A 16,197-nucleotide genomic window follows, 5' to 3' on the forward strand; every position below is an offset into this window, starting at 1 on the left:
CACTCGTTGCCCGTCACAAAGGATTCACGGGTAAATGTTATCGGCGTATGTCGGAAAAGCCCCACAACGGTGCAACACAGCGCAGGGGCTAGACACATCAGCGCAAAGAGTCGGCAATTGATTGATGTGTAAGCATTTATGACGTTCAGTCGATCTCCGCCATCCAGTCGGTGTCCTTGAACCACTTGTCGTGCAACCGATCGTAGGTGCCATCCTGGGCAATTTGATTGAGGAAGTGGTTAATCCAGTTGAGGCTGTCGTAGTCGCCTTTTTTCAGGCCAAACGCCAGCGGCTCAAAGGTAAACGGTTGCTCAAGGGCAAGGAGCTGGTGGTTTTCCGGCCTGGCCATCGCGATCAGGTTGTAGGGCGCGTCATGGACAAAGGCATCGGCCTTGCCCTCCACCACCTGGCGCACGCCTTCTTCGGGGGTTGCGAAACTGCTCAGGCGCGCGGCGCCCAGAAACCGTTGCGCCGCCGCTTCGCCGGTGGTGCCTTCAGTCGCGGCGATGCGGTAACCCGCCTCGTTTAGGTCTTCGATGCTGGCAATCTTGCCGGCAAGGCTGGGGTTCAGCAGTACGGTCTGGCCGACCACGATAAAGGAGTCGCTGAAGTTCAGCTTGAGGTTGCGTTCCTGCGTCACCGTCATGCCGCTGCCGATCATGTCGAATTTCTTCGCCATCAGCCCCGGCAACAACTCGGTATAAGGCACGGCGACCAGTTCAAGCTCGACGCCCAAGGCGCGGCTCATCGCCTGCAGCAAGTCGATTTCGAAGCCGACGATGCGGCCTTGCTTGTCCTTCATTTCAAAAGGCACATAGGTGGGCGTGGTGCCGACTTTAAGCACGCCCCGCCGAACCGCATCATCCAGGGCACCGGCGCTCAGCCAGCCGGCGTAAACCAGTACGACGATGCCGGTCAGCACTGCCAAACAATACCTTTTGATCATGAATCCCCCTGCGGCCTAGTCAATTTGGAGGGCGATGCTACCCCAGCGACAGGCACGGCAATACGCTTCGAACAAAGGACTTTTGTTTCGAAATAACAAGGAGTTAGCAGTATTAGGAGGATGTTCTGAACGCTGTAGGAACAGCGCATCTAACGCCCCCGAGGTGAGCCCTCGGGGGCGTCGGAATCAGGCCGGCTGGGCCTGGGACGACAGCGGTTGCAGCGGCAGCAATGGCGCGTGCGGATCCGCCTTGACCGAAGCACGCCAGGCACCGAGCCACTCGGCGTGGCCTTCGCTCCATACCTGCTGATGCAGACGAGCCAGGGCTACCGGGTCGCTGAGCAACGCCAGGCGCTCGCCGTTGTTGAAGCCGGCAGGGCCGACTTTCATCGCGTGGCGCACACGTTCCTGACGCAAGTGTTCGATCGGCTCCGCCTCACGGTGACGCGAGGTCGCCAGGGCGCAGGCCAGGGCGTTTTGCTGCGGGTCGACCACCGAGCGCACAAACCCATCATTAAGGGCGTGCCAACGGTTTTCGTGAGTGTACTGCTCGGTCGACAGCAAGGCTTGCGGCGGGTTGTATTCCTCAGGAATCAGGAACAGGCTCTCGTCGCGCGACTTGAGGCCCAGCTTGACCCGGCTGGAGATCACCGACACCGGAATCGACAGCATCAGCGAGCCGACGATGGGGATCAGCCACCACAGGAAGCTTGGGTTCAACCACACCACCAGCAGCGCCCACAGGAAGCCCAGCAGGGTTTGCGGGCCGTGGCGCTTGACCGCCTCGCTCCATGGCGTGGAGTCGTCGTCACGCTGCGGCGAGTTCCAGGTCGCAGCCCAGCCCAGGAACGCGGCGAGCACGAAACGGGTGTGGAAAATCATGCGCACCGGCGCCAGCAGCATGGAGAACAGCATCTCCAGCAGCATCGACAGGGTCACCTTGAACTTGCCACCGAACTCTTTCGCGCCCTTGGCCCAGATCAGGATGATGCTGAGCAATTTAGGCAGGAACAACAGCACGATGGTGGTGGAGAACAGTGCCACCGCCTTGTCCGGGTGCCATTGTGGCCACAGCGGGTACAACTGGCGCGGCGCCATAAAGTACTGCGGCTCCATCAAGGTGTTCACCGCCAGCAACGCCGTCGACAGCACCAGGAAGAAGAACCACAACGGCGCCGACAAATAGGACATCACGCCGGTCAGGAACACCGCACGGTGTACCGGGTGCATGCCTTTGACCAGGAACAGGCGGAAGTTCATCAGGTTACCGTGGCACCAGCGACGGTCACGCTTGAGTTCGTCCAGCAGGTTCGGCGGCAGTTCTTCGTAGCTGCCCGGCAAGTCGTAGGCAATCCACACGCCCCAGCCGGCACGGCGCATCAGCGCGGCTTCAACGAAGTCGTGGGAGAGGATCGCACCGGCAAACGCGCCTTTACCCGGCAACGGCGCCAAGGCGCAGTGCTCGATAAACGGCTTCATACGAATGATGGCGTTGTGGCCCCAGTAGTGGGATTCACCCAGCTGCCAGAAGTGCAGGCCAGCGGTAAACAGCGGGCCATAAACACGGGTAGCGAACTGCTGCATGCGCGCATACAGGGTGTCCATGCCCGACGCACGCGGCGCAGTCTGGATAATCCCGGCATCCGGCGTGGCTTCCATCAGGCGCACCAGGCTGGTCAGGCATTCGCCGCTCATCACGCTGTCGGCGTCGAGTACCACCATGTACTTGTATTCACCGCCCCAACGACGGCAGAAGTCGTCGAGGTTGCCGCTCTTGCGCTTTACGCGACGGCGACGGCGGCGATAGAAGATCTTGCCGAAACCACCAGCTTCGCGACACACATCAAGCCAGGCTTGCTGTTCGGCGATGCAGATATCGGCTTCGTTACTGTCGCTGAGCACGAAGAAATCGAAACGGTCCAGGTCGCCAGTGGCGGCCACCGATTCAAAAGTAGCGCGCAGGCCGGCAAATACCCGGGGCACGTCTTCGTTGCAGATCGGCATCACCAGCGCGGTGCGGGCGTCCTTTGGGATCGGCTCGTCACCGGCACTTTTACCGGAGATCCGGTATTTATCGTGGCCCGTCAGCAGCTCCAGGAAGCCCATCAGCGCGGTCCAGAAACCGGCCGAGACCCAGCAGAACAGAATCCCGAACATGATCAGGATGCTGGTTTGCAAGGCGTAAGGCAGTACCTGGGTGGCGGTTTGCAGCAGGGTCTGGTTGCGGATTTCGTCGAAGTCGACCAGCGACCAGCCCTGGTACGGCATGATGCCTTTCATGTACCAGCCGGCAACAATGGTCTGGCCGAGCATCAGCACCAACAGGATGTAACGGCGGATCGAACCCACGGTACGCCAGCGCGCAGCCGGCAGTACACGCTCGTCCTTCGGCGGCGCCGGCGGGTTGGTGCGACCGGTCATCCGGCGCCAACCGCGCACCAGGATATTGGTGCGCCATGGCTCCGGCACCACTTTGGTCCGACGGATCGGCGGCGTGGCCTTCAGGCAAACCCGACCGTTGGCATCAAGCGCCAGCATCTCGGCGTCTTGCAGTTCCTCGGCGGTATTGAGCGTCAACCGACGGCCGACCGAGGCTTGGGCAGCCTCGGTGGGTGCGTCGAAAGTCTTTGACGACAGGCGTTCGTGCAGCTCGCTGAAGGAACTGCAGCCCGCCAGTTCGGCGCGCTGCTCTGCGGTCATCGGGAGGTGCGCCAGGTACTCGGACAGAGTCTCTGGCGTGGCTTGAGAATTACTCATCGGCAGGCAACTGATAGCTCCAGGTTTCGGTCAGGACGTGTTCGGTCTTTTCCGGCTCCGGATTGGCGGGGGCAGCCTCTGGCTGCTTGGCGTCCTTGTCTTTCGCTTCCTTGGCGTCTTTCTTGGCCTGTTTTTCGTGTTGCTTGGCCAGCAGCTTGTCGGCCTTGAGCACTTGGGTCGAAACCTTCTCAGGCTCAGCTTTCACGATGTCCTCGACCAGCGCGGCACGCATTTCGGTAGGCTTGCCTGCGTCCTTGATCTTCATGCGCAGGGTCAGGCGCCAGCCTTTGGTGTGCTCGTTATAGCGCACGCTGTTTTCAACGATTTCGGCGTTGTCGCCCACGCTCACCTGGCTACGTACTGGCGCATCCGGTGGCAGGTTCTTCAGGGACGGGCCCTCGAAGTCCACCAGGTAGGCCACGCTGCCGTCAGGCTGGCGGATCAGGTTGGATTGCTTCACGTCACCGGTGGAACGCAAGGTCTGCTTGACCCAGGCGCTGTCGGCCGGGTGCAGGTCTTTCTCATCCATGGTCCAGTGCAGGCGGTAGCTGACATCCAGCGGCTCGCCGACTTTCGGCAGCTCGGCCGGGCTCCAGAACGCAACGATGTTGTCGTTGGTTTCGTCGGCGGTCGGAATCTCTACCAGGTCGACAGAACCCTTGCCCCAGTCGCCTTCAGGCTCGATCCAGGCACTTGGGCGCTTGTCGTAGTTGTCGTCCAGGTCTTCGTAGTGGCTGAAGTCACGGCCACGTTGCAGCAGGCCGAAACCGCGCGGGTTCTCGACAGCGAAGTTGCTGACCGACAGGTGTTTAGGGTTGTTCAGTGGGCGCCAGATCCATTCGCCATTGCCGGCATGGATCGACAGGCCGCTGGAATCGTGCAGTTCACGGCGGTAGTTAAGCACCTTGGACGGCTGGTTCGCGCCAAACAGGTACATGCTGGTCAACGGGGCGATCCCCAGTTTGCTGACCTTGTCACGCAGGAACATCTGGGATTTGACGTCGACAATGGTGTCGGTGCCAGGACGCAGGGTCAGGCGATAGGCGCCGGTGGCGCGTGGCGAGTCCAGCAGGGCGAAGATCACCAGCTGTTTCTCACCCGGTTTTGGGCGCTCGATCCAGAACTCGGTGAAACGCGGGAACTCTTCACCGGACGGCAATGCCGTGTCGATCGCCATGCCACGGGCCGACAGGCCATAGGACTGGCCCTTGCCGACGACGCGGAAGTAGCTGGCGCCGAGCATGGTCATGATTTCGTCTTGCTTGTCGGCCTTGTTGATCGGGTACAGCACACGGAAACCGGCATAACCCAGTTGTTCGGTGGCTTTAGGATCAAATTTCACGTCGCCGAAATCGAAACGACTTGGGTCGTACTTGATTTCCTGGACGCTGTCGGCGGTCACTTCGTTGATTTTCACCGGCGTGTCGAAGTGCATGCCCTGGTGATAGAAGGACAGCTTGAACGGTGTGTTCTGATCGGCCCACTCGGCTTTTTCGTTGCGGAAACGAATTTTCTGGTAGTCCGCGAATTTCATCTCGCGAAATTCGTTCGGCAGATTGCTGCGCGGAGCTTCGTATTTCTGCCCGGCCAGCTCTTTTGCCTTGGCCGACACATCATCCAGACTGAATGCCCACAGTTGACCCGCGCCGAACAGGCAAAACAGGGCAGAGCCCGTTACCAGTGCGTTTCGTAACCGTTTGGCAGACAATTTTGGTGCATTACAGGGACTAACAATCACGAGCAACCCTCGCCGAAAACAGATCAAAAAACCAACGGCCAGCTATCTATATGCCAGGTTGGCGAGCATTGTTCCGACTCCTCTGGGGCAAAATGATTCCCCACTGGTTTGTCGGACAAGTCTCTACCTAAGTCAAAAATGGACCAATTTACGCTGATCCCCATAGCGCGCGATTATCTAGTAGCCCGCGATACAACGCATCAGGGACAACGAAGTATTTGTAGTGAAACCCTGCGTTTTTAGGCATTAAAGTCGTTTTTAATACATTCATGTCTGTAAGAGGAATGTCACAGGGCCATCATTGACCAAGTGCACCTGCATATCAGCGCCAAAACGCCCTGACGCCACCTTGCCATGCAATTGTTGCGCTTGTAACAACAAGTGCTCAAAAAGCGCCGCTCCCAGGGCCGGTGAGGCCGCCGTGGAGAAGCTCGGCCGCAACCCGCTTTTGGTATCCGCCGCGAGGGTGAACTGCGACACCAGCAGCAAACCGCCGCCGATATCCTTCAACGAGAGGTTCATCTTGCCCTCATCGTCGCTGAACACTCGATAGTTAAGCAGCTTGTGCAGCAGTTTATCGGCACTCTCGGGTGTATCTGAAGGTTCGACGGCGACCAGCACCAGCAAACCCTGGTCTATCGAGCCTACGATTTCACCCGCGACCTCGACCCGGGCGCCACGCACCCGCTGCAACAGGCCCTTCATGCTTCTTCTGGCGGCAGATCAAGCAGGCGCCGTGCCATCTCGCCGGTCGCGCGCACCAATGCATCGGTGATGCCCGGCTCGGACGCGGCGTGGCCGGCCTCACGAATCACCTGCAGCTCGCTGTTGGGCCAGGCCTGATGAAGCTCCCAAGCGTTGTCCAGCGGGCAGATCATATCGTAGCGGCCATGGATGATTACGCCAGGCAGATGGGCGATCTTGTGCATATCGCGGATCAGCTGGTTGGGCTCTAGGAAGGAGTTGTTAGTGAAGTAGTGGCACTCGATACGCGCGATCGACAGGGCACGCTGCGGCTCGGAGAAACGCTCGACATGCTGCGGGCTCGGGCACAGGCCGAGCATGCGCCCTTCCCAGCCGGACCAGGCTTTGGCCGCATGCATCTGGGCGATCTGGTCGTTGCCGGTGAGACGCTTGTGGTAGGCGGCAACCAGGTCGTGGCGCTCGTCTGCCGGGATCGGGGCGAGATAGTCCTGCCAGTAATCCGGGAACATGCGGCTCGCGCCTTCCTGGTAGAACCAGTGAATGTCCTGCGGGCGGGCCAGGAAAATACCGCGCAGGATCAGGCCAAGCACGCGCTCAGGGTGGGTTTGCGCGTAGGACAACGACAGGGTCGAGCCCCAGGAGCCACCAAACAGCACCCATTTGTCGATGCCCAGGTGTTCGCGAATGCGCTCAAGGTCGGCGACCAGATCCCAGGTGGTGTTGTTTTCAAGACTCGCGCGCGGCGTAGAACGCCCGCACCCACGCTGGTCGAACGTGACGATACGGTAAAGGTTCGGGTCGAAATAGCAGCGGCTCTGGGCGTCGCAACCAGAGCCGGGGCCACCGTGGATGAAGACGACAGGCAAGCCTTCGGGGGAGCCACTTTCATCGACGTACAGCGTGTGGGTGTCATCGACTGCCAGATCGTGCCGGGCGTAGGGTTTGATCTGCGGGTACCAAGTCTGCATTGCGCGCTCCGTAGGGTGTCGGGTTCATCCCTGAGGGGACGTCTATTATTCTTGCCGTCTGGCATCATAAACCCGAATTGTGCAATGAGCATGTCCTTGAATACTCAGACCTGTGTCAGCCCTTCGCTCCTGAGGTAATGCAGCAGATAGTTATAAAGCTGATCCACCTCCGGGGCTTGGCCGCGCGCGCGCAAGCAACCGTGGACCAGACCTTTGCCGGGATACAGCACAGCCTGGACGCCCGCCGCCTGCAGCCGCTCGGCATAAAGCATGCCGTCATCGCGCAACGGGTCGAACTGGGCCACGGCGATCAACGCCTTGGGTAAACCGCCGAAATATTCCGCCAGCAAAGGCATGGCATAGGCCGATGGCGCGCCCGTACCTAGCAGGTACAGCGCCAGGTAGCAGTCGGTATCGGCAGTGCTGAGCAACGGCGCGTCCATGCAGTCACGGCGCGAGGGCAAATCGGCCGGCCCGCCCAAACCGGGGTAAATCAGCACCTGGGCCACGGGCAACGGCTGGCCGTCGTCGCGCAGACCCAGGCACAGCGCCGCCGCCAGATTGCCACCCGCGCTGTCGCCCATCACCATCAGACGTTGCCGGTTGATGGCGTGCGGCCCCTGCCCGGCCTGGATGGCCTGCCACACGGCGCGACAGTCGTCGTAGGCCGCCGGGAACGGGTGCTCAGGCGCCAGGCGGTAGTCGATGGCGATCACCAGCACTTGCAGCGCGCTGGCCAGTTCGAAGCAGATGAAGTCGTGGGAGCCCAACCCGCCGACCACCCAGCCGCCGCCGTGCATATATAGAAGGCAGGGCCAGCCTTCAGTCGGCGCTGGAGCCGTGGGCAGGTAACTGCGCACGCCGACGCCGCCCAGGAAAAAGTCCGACAGCTGCAACCCTTCTGGCTTCGGTGGCGTGAAGGCCTGGCACATACGGTCGTAGTTGTGGCGCAAGCCTGCCAGCGACGAGTCGTCACTGGTGAAGGATTCGGTTTTGGTGACGAAGGCGGCAAGCTGCCGAGAAATCGGATACATGCGCAATATCCCTGACAATGGCGATACAAAGGTGGGAGCTGGCTTGCCTGCGATGGCGGTGTGTCAGTCACCTGTTCATTCACTGGTACACCGCAATCGCAGGCAAGCCAGCTCCCACATTTTGCCCGGCGGTGTTTTCAGGGCTTGAGGCTGGCCTGCACTGCTGCCACGCCATCGCTGCCATCAAACGCCGTAACCCCGGCCAACCAGCGCTGCAGATCCTCAGGGTGGTCACGCAACCATTGCTTGGCCACATCCTGCGGCGACTGGCGCTCCATGATCGGCACCATCAACTGGCTTTCCTGGGCGGCGGTGAAGGTCAGGTTAGTCAGCAGGCGGTTGGCGTTGGGGCAACGTTCGGCAAAATCCGGCGCGGTGACGGTGGAAACCGTGGCGCGACCTTCGTCCGGGCCGAACACATCTTCACTGCCGGTGAGGTAAGCCATTTTCATGTTGATGTTCATCGGGTGCGGGGTCCAGCCGACGAACACCACGAACTCCTTGCGATTGACTGCACGCTGCACCGCCGCGAGCATGCCCGCCTCACCGGAAGCCACCAGCTTGAAGCCACCGAGGCCGAAGTGGTTGGTGTCGATCATCTTCTGGATATCGGTATTGGCACCGCTGCCCGGCTCGATGCCGTAGATCTTGCCGCCTAACTTGTCTTTGAAGCGGGCGATGTCGGCAAACGTCTTCAGCCCGGCATCCGCCACGTATTGCGGCACGGCCAGGGTGGCTTGGGCGTCGGCGAGACTCGGCGTGTCGAACACCTTGACCTGCTTGGCGGCCAGGAACGGCGCGATGTTGTTGTCCATCGCCGGTTTCCAGTAGCCGAGGAAGATATCCAGGCGCTTGTCGCGGATGCCGGCAAAAATGATCTGCTGCACCGCGCTGGTCTGCTTGCTGTCGTAGCCGAGGCCGTTGAGCAGTACGTCGGCCATGCCGGAGGTGGCGATGACGTCAGTCCAGCTGACCACGCCCATGCGGATGGCTTTGCAGGACGCAGGTTCTGCGGCCATGGCGTTGGCGCTGATCAAAGCGGCACCGGTGAGGATCAACAACAGTCTTTTCATGGATGAGGTCTCACTCGGCAGCTTTATTGTGGGGAGTGGCGTCTGGTGCGCCGTACCCACAACCTTACCCAGCGGGACCTCTGCTGACACGAACTGTGGCGACCGGCAGTTGCACTGGGGCGACTGTGAGGGCCCCTTCGCGAGCAAGCCCGCTCCCACATTGGGACCGCATTCTCCTGCTGAAACTCGGTCAAATGTGGGAGCGGGCTTGCTCGCGAAAGCTATTTCAGCAGCACCGAAAATTATCGGTAACGCTTCTGCCCCCAGGCCAACAACCCTTCCAGCAACTGCTTCAATACCACCTGGGTCGGCGCAGCCAAGTCAGGGCGATACCGGAACGGCTCAACCTCTTCCATATAAGTGCTCTGGCACAACTCCAGCTGCACCGCATGAATATCCTGCGCCGGGTCGCCGTAGTGGCGGGTGATATGCCCGCCCTTGAAGCGGCCATTAAGCACATGGGTGAACTGCGGATGCTGAGCGCAGATGCCTTCCAGCTGGCTGGCCAGCTCGGGGTCACACGCCGCGCCGTTGAAGGTGCCGAGGTTGAAGTCCGGCAGCTTGCCGTCGAACAGGTGCGGGATGACCGAGCGGATCGAGTGCGCATCAAACAGCAAGGCGTAGCCGAACTCGGCCTTGAGCCGGGCAAGTTCTTCTTGCAGGGTACGGTGGTACGGGCCCCAGATCTTTTGCAGGTAGGTCACGCGTTCTTCTTCGGATGGCACCTGCCCTTCACGGAACAACGGCACGCCATCGAATAACGTCGCCGGGTACAGCCCGGTAGTGGCACCGGCGTAGAGCGGTTTGTCGTCGGACGGCCGGTTCAGGTCGATCACAAACCGCGAGTACTCAGCCGACAAGGTGCTGGCGCCCAATGCCTCGGCAAAGTCATACAACGTGGGGATGTGCCAGTCGGTGTCCGGCAGGCTTTGCGCCTCGGGGATCAGCCCGGCTTCGACCGCAGGCGTCAGGCGCAAGCCCGCGTGGGGCATGCTGATCAGCAGCGGCACACGGCCTTGTTTGAAATTCAGAACCTTATCCACAACAACACTCCTCAGACGGTGACGTCGACGCCATGGCGCACGACGCGTTTATCCAGCTCGCCGCCCAGCCAGTAAGCCAGGTCGGCAGGGCGATCAATCTGCCAGGCGACAAAATCCGCAACCTTGCCCACTTCCAGCGAACCATGAGTGTCGCCCATGCCCAGCGCGGTGGCCGCATGCTGTGTTGCACCGGCCAGGGCTTCTTCCGGGGTCATCCGGAACAGGGTGCAGGCCATGTTCAGCATCAGGCGTACCGACAGCGCCGGCGAGGTGCCGGGGTTGAGGTCACTGGCGATGGCGATTTTCACGCCGTGCTTGCGCAGCGCATCCATGGGCGGCAACTGGGTTTCACGCAGGAAGTAGAACGCGCCCGGCAGCAACACCGCGACAGTGCCGGAAGCGGCCATGGCGATGGCGTCTTCTTCGGTCATGAACTCCAGGTGGTCCGCCGACAGTGCGTGATAACGCGCCGCCAGGCTGGAGCCGTGCAATGAGGAAAGCTGCTCGGCGTGCAGCTTCACCGGCAAGCCCAATTGCTGCGCGACCTTGAACACACGCTCCACCTGCTCGGTGGAAAACGCCAGGTATTCGCAGAAGGCGTCCACCGCATCTACCAGCCCTTCGGCGGCCAGGGCTGGCAGCATCTCGGCGCAGATGTGCTCGATGTAGTCGTCAGCGCGGTCCTTGTACTCCGGCGGCAGCGCGTGGGCCGCCAGGCACGTGGCGCGCACGCTCACCGGCAACGCTTCGCCAAGGCGACGCGCAACCCGCAGCATCTTGCGCTCGTTGACCAGGTCCAGGCCGTAGCCGGATTTGATCTCCACCGTGGTCACGCCGTCACGCAGCAAACTGCGCAGGCGCTTTTCAGCGCTGGCAAACAATTCATCTTCGGTGGCGGCGCGGGTGGCGCGCACGGTACTGGCAATACCGCCACCCTTGGCGGCGATTTCGGCGTAGCTCACGCCTTCAAGGCGCTGCTCGAATTCGCCGCTGCGATTGCCACCGAACACCGTGTGGGTGTGGCAGTCGATCAGCCCGGGGGTGACCCACGCGCCTTGCAGGTCCTGCACCTGGGCGTAGTCCGCCGTTGGTACCTGGCTGCGGGGGCCGATCCACTCGATCAGTGAATCGGCGGTGACCATGGCGGCATCCTCGATGATCGAGTATTTGCCGCCCGCCATGGTTGCGACGTGGCAGTGTTGCCAAAGCGTTTTCATCAACGCCTCCCTAAGTTATCGATGAGACAAAGCCGGGTCGTAATGGACCTTGGCCGCTTGCCCGGCAGCGGGTTTGACCCACAGCAGGTAAGCGAGCACCAGCAGTACGATCCACACAGCGCCGACCAGCAAAGCCGCCTGGGTATCCGGGAAGTAACCCAGCACACCAAACACGAACAACATGAACACGATGGCCGCCGCTGGCGCATAGGGCCAGAACGGCACCGGGAATTTCAGCTCGGCCACCTGTTCCTTGGTCATCGAGCGGCGCATGGCGACCTGGGTAAACAGGATCATCAGCCACACCCACACGGTGGCGAAGGTGGCAATCGAGGCGATCAGCAGGAATACGTTTTCCGGGATCAGGTAGTTGAGCACCACGCCGCCGAGCAACGCCGCGCCCATCACCAGTACGGTCATCCACGGCACGCCGTGCTTGGACAGCTGCGCAAAGCCCTTGGGCGCCTGCCCTTGCTGGGCCAGGCCGTACATCATGCGGCCGGCGCCGAAGATGTCGCTGTTGATTGCCGAGACGGCGGCCGAGATCACCACGATATTGAGGATAGTCGCCGCCGAGCCGATGCCCAGATTGCTGAAGATCTGCACGAACGGGCTGCCCTGGCTGCCGATCTGCGGCCACGGGTAGATGGCCATCAACACAAACAGGGTCAGCACGTAGAACAACAGGATGCGCAGCGGCACCGCATTGATCGCCTTGGGAATCACGCGCTGCGGGTCTTTGGCTTCACCGGCGGTGATGCCGATGATTTCGATGCCGCCAAATGCAAACATCACCACCGCGAATGAAGCGATCAGGCCGCCGATGCCGTTCGGCATGAAGCCGCCGTGGGCCCACAGGTTGCTCAGGCCACTGGCCTGGGTTTCGCCTGCCGAATGAATGCCGAACAGCATGATGCCGAAGCCGCCGAGGATCATCGCCACAATGGCACCGACCTTGAGCAGTGACAGCCAGAACTCCATCTCGCCAAATACTTTGACGTTGCACAGGTTCAGGCCACCGATCAAAAACACGATGCCCAGCACCCAGACCCAGCGCGCGACCTCGGGAAACCAGAAGCCCATGTAGATGCCAAAGGCGGTGACGTCGGCGAGGCAGACGATGATCATTTCAAACGCGTAGGTCCAGCCGAGCACAAACCCGGCCATCGGCCCCAGGTAGGTGCTGGCGTATTGGCCGAAGGAGCCGGACACCGGGTTGTGTACGGCCATTTCACCGAGGGCGCGCATCACCATGAACACCGCGGCGCCGCCGATCAGGTAGGCCAGCAGCACGGCAGGGCCGGCCATTTGGATGGCGGAGGCGGAACCATAGAACAACCCGGTGCCGATCGCGGAACCGAGTGCCATGAAGCGAATATGTCGGGCGCTTAGCCCGCGTTTCAAACCCTTTTCTTGCTGGTGCATTTCTCTTCCCTAGTTATTTTTATCCCGAGAAAATTCAAAATCGGCGAACGCTCAACCTGTGGGAGCTGGCTTGCCTGCGATGGCGGTCTGTCAGTCACAAATGTTTCAACTGACAGATAGCTATCGCAGGCAAGCCAGCTCCCACACTGGGGTGCGTTGCGGTTACAAGCTCGGCAGGAGCTTGGCAGGCACCAGCTCATTCAGGCAGCGGCTGGCGAGCAGTTCGCTGGCGGCATTGATGTCCGGGGCGAAGAAGCGGTCCTTTTCATAGAACGCCACTTTTTCGCGCAGAATCCCACGGGCTTTTTCCAGCTTGGCCGAGGTTTTCAAACCGTCGCGCAGGTCCAGGCCCTGGCATGCCGCCAGCCACTCGACGGCGAGTACACCACGGGTATTTTCAGCCATTTCCCACAAGCGCTTGCCCGCAGCCGGGGCCATGGACACGTGGTCTTCCTGGTTGGCCGACGTCGGGATGCTATCCACGCTATGGGGATGCGCCAGCGCCTTGTTCTCACTGGCGAGTGCAGCAGCAGTCACCTGGGCGATCATGAAGCCGGAGTTCACCCCGCCATTGCCGACCAAAAACGGCGGCAGTTGCGACATGTGCTTGTCCATCATCAACGAAATACGACGCTCGCTCAGCGAGCCGATCTCAGCGATGGCCAGCGCCATGTTGTCGGCAGCCATGGCCACCGGCTCGGCGTGGAAGTTACCACCGGAGATCACATCGCCTTCGGCCGCAAACACCAGCGGGTTATCCGACACGGCGTTGGCCTCTACCACCAGCACGTCGGCGGCCTGGCGGAACTGGGTCAGGCAGGCGCCCATGACTTGTGGCTGGCAGCGCAGGGAATACGGGTCTTGCACCTTGTCGCAGTTCTGGTGCGACTGGGACACCTGGCTGCTTTCGCCGAGCAGGTCACGATAGGCCGCAGCCGCGTCGATCTGCCCACGTTGGCCACGGGCGGCATGGATACGTGCGTCGAACGGCGAGCGCGAGCCCAACACCGCTTCCACTGTGAGGGCGCCGCACGCCAGCGCACCGGCGAACAGGTCTTCGCCTTCGAACAGGCCGCGCAATGCGTAAGCGGTGGACACCTGGGTGCCGTTCAGCAGCGCCAGGCCTTCTTTGGCCGCCAGCGTCAGCGGCGTCAGGCCGGCGACTTTCAGTGCCTCGGTGGCTTCCAGCCATTCGCCCTTGTAGCGCGCCTTGCCTTCGCCCAGCAGCACCAGCGACATATGCGCCAATGGCGCCAAGTCGCCGGAAGCGCCGACCGAGCCTTTAAGCGGAATGTGCGGGTACACCTCGGCGTTGATCAGCGCGATCAGCGCGTCGATCACCTGGCGACGGATCCCGGAGAACCCACGGCTCAGGCTATTGACCTTAAGCACCATGACCAGCCGCACCAGTGCGTCGCTGATCGGCTCACCGACACCGGCAGCGTGGGACAGCACCAGGGAACGCTGGAGGTTTTCCAGGTCTTCGCTGGCGATGCGGGTCGAGGCCAGCAGACCGAAACCGGTGTTGATGCCGTAGGCGGTGCGGTTCTCGGCGAGAATCTGCTCCACGCAGGCCACACTGGCTTCGATCTGCGCCGTGGCGCTGTCATCCAGACTGAGGGTTACCGGCTGCTGGTAGATGGCCCGCAGTTGGGCAAGGCTCAGTTGGCCTGGAATCAAATTTAGCGCAGTCACATTCATGCTCCTTGTGAATTATTTTTAGTGCAAATTAGGTAATACGTGGTGCAGCAAAGCGGTGTCCTTGAGCAACGCGGCGGCGCTCGCGATGTCCGGCGCCAGCCAGCGGTCTTGCTCGTAAGGTGGGACCTTTTCACGCAACAGACGCCAGGCACTGTCAGTGCCCGCGCCAAAACGCTGGTCCTGCAAAAACTCGAACGCCTGGGCCGCCAGCAGGTACTCAATGGCGAGGATCTGCGTGACGTTGGCCAGCAGCTGATGCAGCTTGAGCGCGGCGTTGGTGCCCATGCTCAAGTGGTCTTCCTGCAAGCCCGAGGTCACAAAGTTGTCGAGCACCGCCGGTTGCGCCAGCTGGCGGTTCTGCCCGCACAGCGAGGCAGCGACGTACTGCACGATCATCATCCCGGAGTTGACCCCAGGGTTGCTGACCAGGAACGCCGGCAAGCCGCTGACATGCGGGTTGATCAGGCGGTCCAGGCGACGCTCAGCCACCGAGCCGATTTCGGCCATGGCGATGGCAAGCATGTCGGCCGCCAGCGCCACAGATTGCCCATGCGGGTTGGCCTGGGACACCACGCGGTAGTTGTCCGGTGTGCCGAGCACCAGCGGGTTGTCGGTGGCGCTGTTGAGTTCGGTCTCGATCTGGCGCGTGGCGTGTTCAACCTGATCACGCGCCGCACCGTGGATCTGCGGGATCGAGCGGATGCTCAGCGCGTCCTGGGTGCGGATGCCTTTGCTGCTGGCGATCACTTCACTGCCATCGAGCAAGGCACGCAGGTTGATGCCGACTTGCTGCATGCCTGGGTGTGGCTTGAGGGCGATGATGGCCTCGTCGAAAGCGTCGATCTGACCACGCTGGGCTTCGAAACTCATGGCGCCGATCACGTCGGCCCATTGCAGCAGGTGATGGGCGTCGGCCAGGGCCAGACAGCTCAGGCCGGTCATGCACGGCGTGCCATTGACCAGGCACAGGCCGTCTTTGGCGCCGAGCACCACAGGCTGTAAACCTTCGGCTTCTAATGCGGCGTGCGCCGTGACGATCTGGCCGCGATAGCTCACCTCGCCAACGCCGAGCAAGGCCACGCCAACATGAGCCATGTGGGTCAGGTAGCCCACCGAGCCCTGGGACGGCACTTGCGGCGTGATGCCGTGGTTGAGCAACGCCAGCAACGAATGCACCACCTGCGGGTGCAGGCCGGATTTGCCGTGGCTGTAGTTGATGATGGCTGCGCAGATGATCGAGCGAGTCTGCTCGTCGCTCAGCACCGGGCCGACGCCACAGGCGTGGCTCAACAGGGTGTTGCGCGATAACTGGCTGAGTTGTTCGCCTTTGAGCGACACATTGCACAGCGCGCCCAGGCCGGTGTTCACGCCATAGGCGCGTTCGCCGCTGGTGACGATGCGCTGCACGATGGCCTGGGCATTGTCGATGCGCGCCCAGGCGTGGCCCGAGAGTTCGAGCACGGCGCCGTGGCGGGCGACGGCGACCACGTCCTGCCAACGCAGGGGGGCGTCGGCGATGATGATTTTTGTTGCCTGGGACATCTTCATACCTTCTTCAATGCTTGTGCAGACTTACCGGCCCTATCGCAG

Annotated in this window: 12 protein-coding genes; all 12 read right to left on the minus strand. The window is 61.5% G+C overall.

Going from position 1 to position 16,197, the window contains the following annotated elements:
- Window positions 1–145 precede the first annotated feature (145 nt).
- Complete coding sequence (locus FFI16_RS24820) at window positions 146–946, minus strand: transporter substrate-binding domain-containing protein (RefSeq protein ID WP_138817224.1); 801 nt, start codon at window positions 944–946, stop codon at window positions 146–148.
- A 186-nt stretch (window positions 947–1,132) separates the two neighbouring features.
- Window positions 1,133–3,703 carry a glucans biosynthesis glucosyltransferase MdoH gene (gene mdoH, locus FFI16_RS24825; protein WP_138817225.1) on the minus strand — a complete coding sequence of 857 codons (2,571 nt, stop codon included), beginning with the start codon at window positions 3,701–3,703 and terminating at the stop codon, window positions 1,133–1,135.
- Window positions 3,696–5,384 (minus strand): glucan biosynthesis protein G, encoded by a 1,689-nt coding sequence (locus tag FFI16_RS24830; protein ID WP_178112752.1) that lies wholly within the window; start codon window positions 5,382–5,384, stop codon window positions 3,696–3,698. Before FFI16_RS24830 ends, mdoH begins: the two co-directional genes overlap by 8 nt.
- Before the next feature lie 324 nt (window positions 5,385–5,708).
- Window positions 5,709–6,146: a D-aminoacyl-tRNA deacylase gene (dtd, locus tag FFI16_RS24835; protein WP_138817227.1), complete on the minus strand. Its 438-nt coding sequence runs from the start codon at window positions 6,144–6,146 to the stop codon at window positions 5,709–5,711.
- Window positions 6,143–7,114 carry a prolyl aminopeptidase gene (gene pip / locus FFI16_RS24840; protein WP_138817228.1) on the minus strand — a complete coding sequence of 324 codons (972 nt, stop codon included), beginning with the start codon at window positions 7,112–7,114 and terminating at the stop codon, window positions 6,143–6,145. Before pip ends, dtd begins: the two co-directional genes overlap by 4 nt.
- A gap of 104 nt (window positions 7,115–7,218) precedes the next feature.
- On the minus strand, window positions 7,219–8,148 hold the full coding sequence (locus FFI16_RS24845; RefSeq protein ID WP_138817229.1) for an alpha/beta hydrolase: 930 nt from the start codon (window positions 8,146–8,148) through the stop codon (window positions 7,219–7,221).
- A 137-nt stretch (window positions 8,149–8,285) separates the two neighbouring features.
- On the minus strand, window positions 8,286–9,221 hold the full coding sequence (locus tag FFI16_RS24850) for a choline ABC transporter substrate-binding protein (protein WP_138817230.1): 936 nt from the start codon (window positions 9,219–9,221) through the stop codon (window positions 8,286–8,288).
- A 242-nt stretch (window positions 9,222–9,463) separates the two neighbouring features.
- The gene (hutG, locus tag FFI16_RS24855; protein WP_138817231.1) at window positions 9,464–10,264 is read right to left on the minus strand and encodes an N-formylglutamate deformylase; all 801 of its coding nucleotides are present in this window, start codon (window positions 10,262–10,264) and stop codon (window positions 9,464–9,466) included.
- A gap of 11 nt (window positions 10,265–10,275) precedes the next feature.
- Window positions 10,276–11,481: an imidazolonepropionase gene (gene hutI / locus FFI16_RS24860; RefSeq protein WP_138817232.1), complete on the minus strand. Its 1,206-nt coding sequence runs from the start codon at window positions 11,479–11,481 to the stop codon at window positions 10,276–10,278.
- A 15-nt stretch (window positions 11,482–11,496) separates the two neighbouring features.
- Window positions 11,497–12,906 (minus strand): amino acid permease, encoded by a 1,410-nt coding sequence (locus FFI16_RS24865; protein ID WP_138817233.1) that lies wholly within the window; start codon window positions 12,904–12,906, stop codon window positions 11,497–11,499.
- Between the two features lie 162 nt (window positions 12,907–13,068).
- Complete coding sequence (hutH, locus tag FFI16_RS24870) at window positions 13,069–14,607, minus strand: histidine ammonia-lyase (RefSeq protein ID WP_138817234.1); 1,539 nt, start codon at window positions 14,605–14,607, stop codon at window positions 13,069–13,071.
- An 18-nt stretch (window positions 14,608–14,625) separates the two neighbouring features.
- On the minus strand, window positions 14,626–16,149 hold the full coding sequence (gene hutH / locus FFI16_RS24875) for a histidine ammonia-lyase (protein WP_138817235.1): 1,524 nt from the start codon (window positions 16,147–16,149) through the stop codon (window positions 14,626–14,628).
- Between the last annotated feature and the right edge of the window lie 48 nt (window positions 16,150–16,197).

The sequence above is a fragment of the Pseudomonas sp. KBS0710 genome (genome assembly GCF_005938045.2).
Taxonomy (GTDB): domain Bacteria; phylum Pseudomonadota; class Gammaproteobacteria; order Pseudomonadales; family Pseudomonadaceae; genus Aquipseudomonas.

Bases quoted from the DNA above. Each gene is read 5' to 3' on its own strand.
- FFI16_RS24820 (WP_138817224.1), bottom strand. From the start codon at position 946: ATGATCAAAAGGTATTGTTTGGCAGTGCTGACCGGCATCGTCGTACTG.
- mdoH (WP_138817225.1), bottom strand. From the start codon at position 3,703: ATGAGTAATTCTCAAGCCACGCCAGAGACTCTGTCCGAGTACCTGGCG.
- dtd (WP_138817227.1), bottom strand. From the start codon at position 6,146: ATGAAGGGCCTGTTGCAGCGGGTGCGTGGCGCCCGGGTCGAGGTCGCG.
- pip (WP_138817228.1), bottom strand. From the start codon at position 7,114: ATGCAGACTTGGTACCCGCAGATCAAACCCTACGCCCGGCACGATCTG.
- FFI16_RS24845 (WP_138817229.1), bottom strand. From the start codon at position 8,148: ATGTATCCGATTTCTCGGCAGCTTGCCGCCTTCGTCACCAAAACCGAA.
- FFI16_RS24850 (WP_138817230.1), bottom strand. From the start codon at position 9,221: ATGAAAAGACTGTTGTTGATCCTCACCGGTGCCGCTTTGATCAGCGCC.
- hutI (WP_138817232.1), bottom strand. From the start codon at position 11,481: ATGAAAACGCTTTGGCAACACTGCCACGTCGCAACCATGGCGGGCGGC.
- FFI16_RS24865 (WP_138817233.1), bottom strand. From the start codon at position 12,906: ATGCACCAGCAAGAAAAGGGTTTGAAACGCGGGCTAAGCGCCCGACAT.
- hutH (WP_138817234.1), bottom strand. From the start codon at position 14,607: ATGAATGTGACTGCGCTAAATTTGATTCCAGGCCAACTGAGCCTTGCC.
- hutH (WP_138817235.1), bottom strand. From the start codon at position 16,149: ATGTCCCAGGCAACAAAAATCATCATCGCCGACGCCCCCCTGCGTTGG.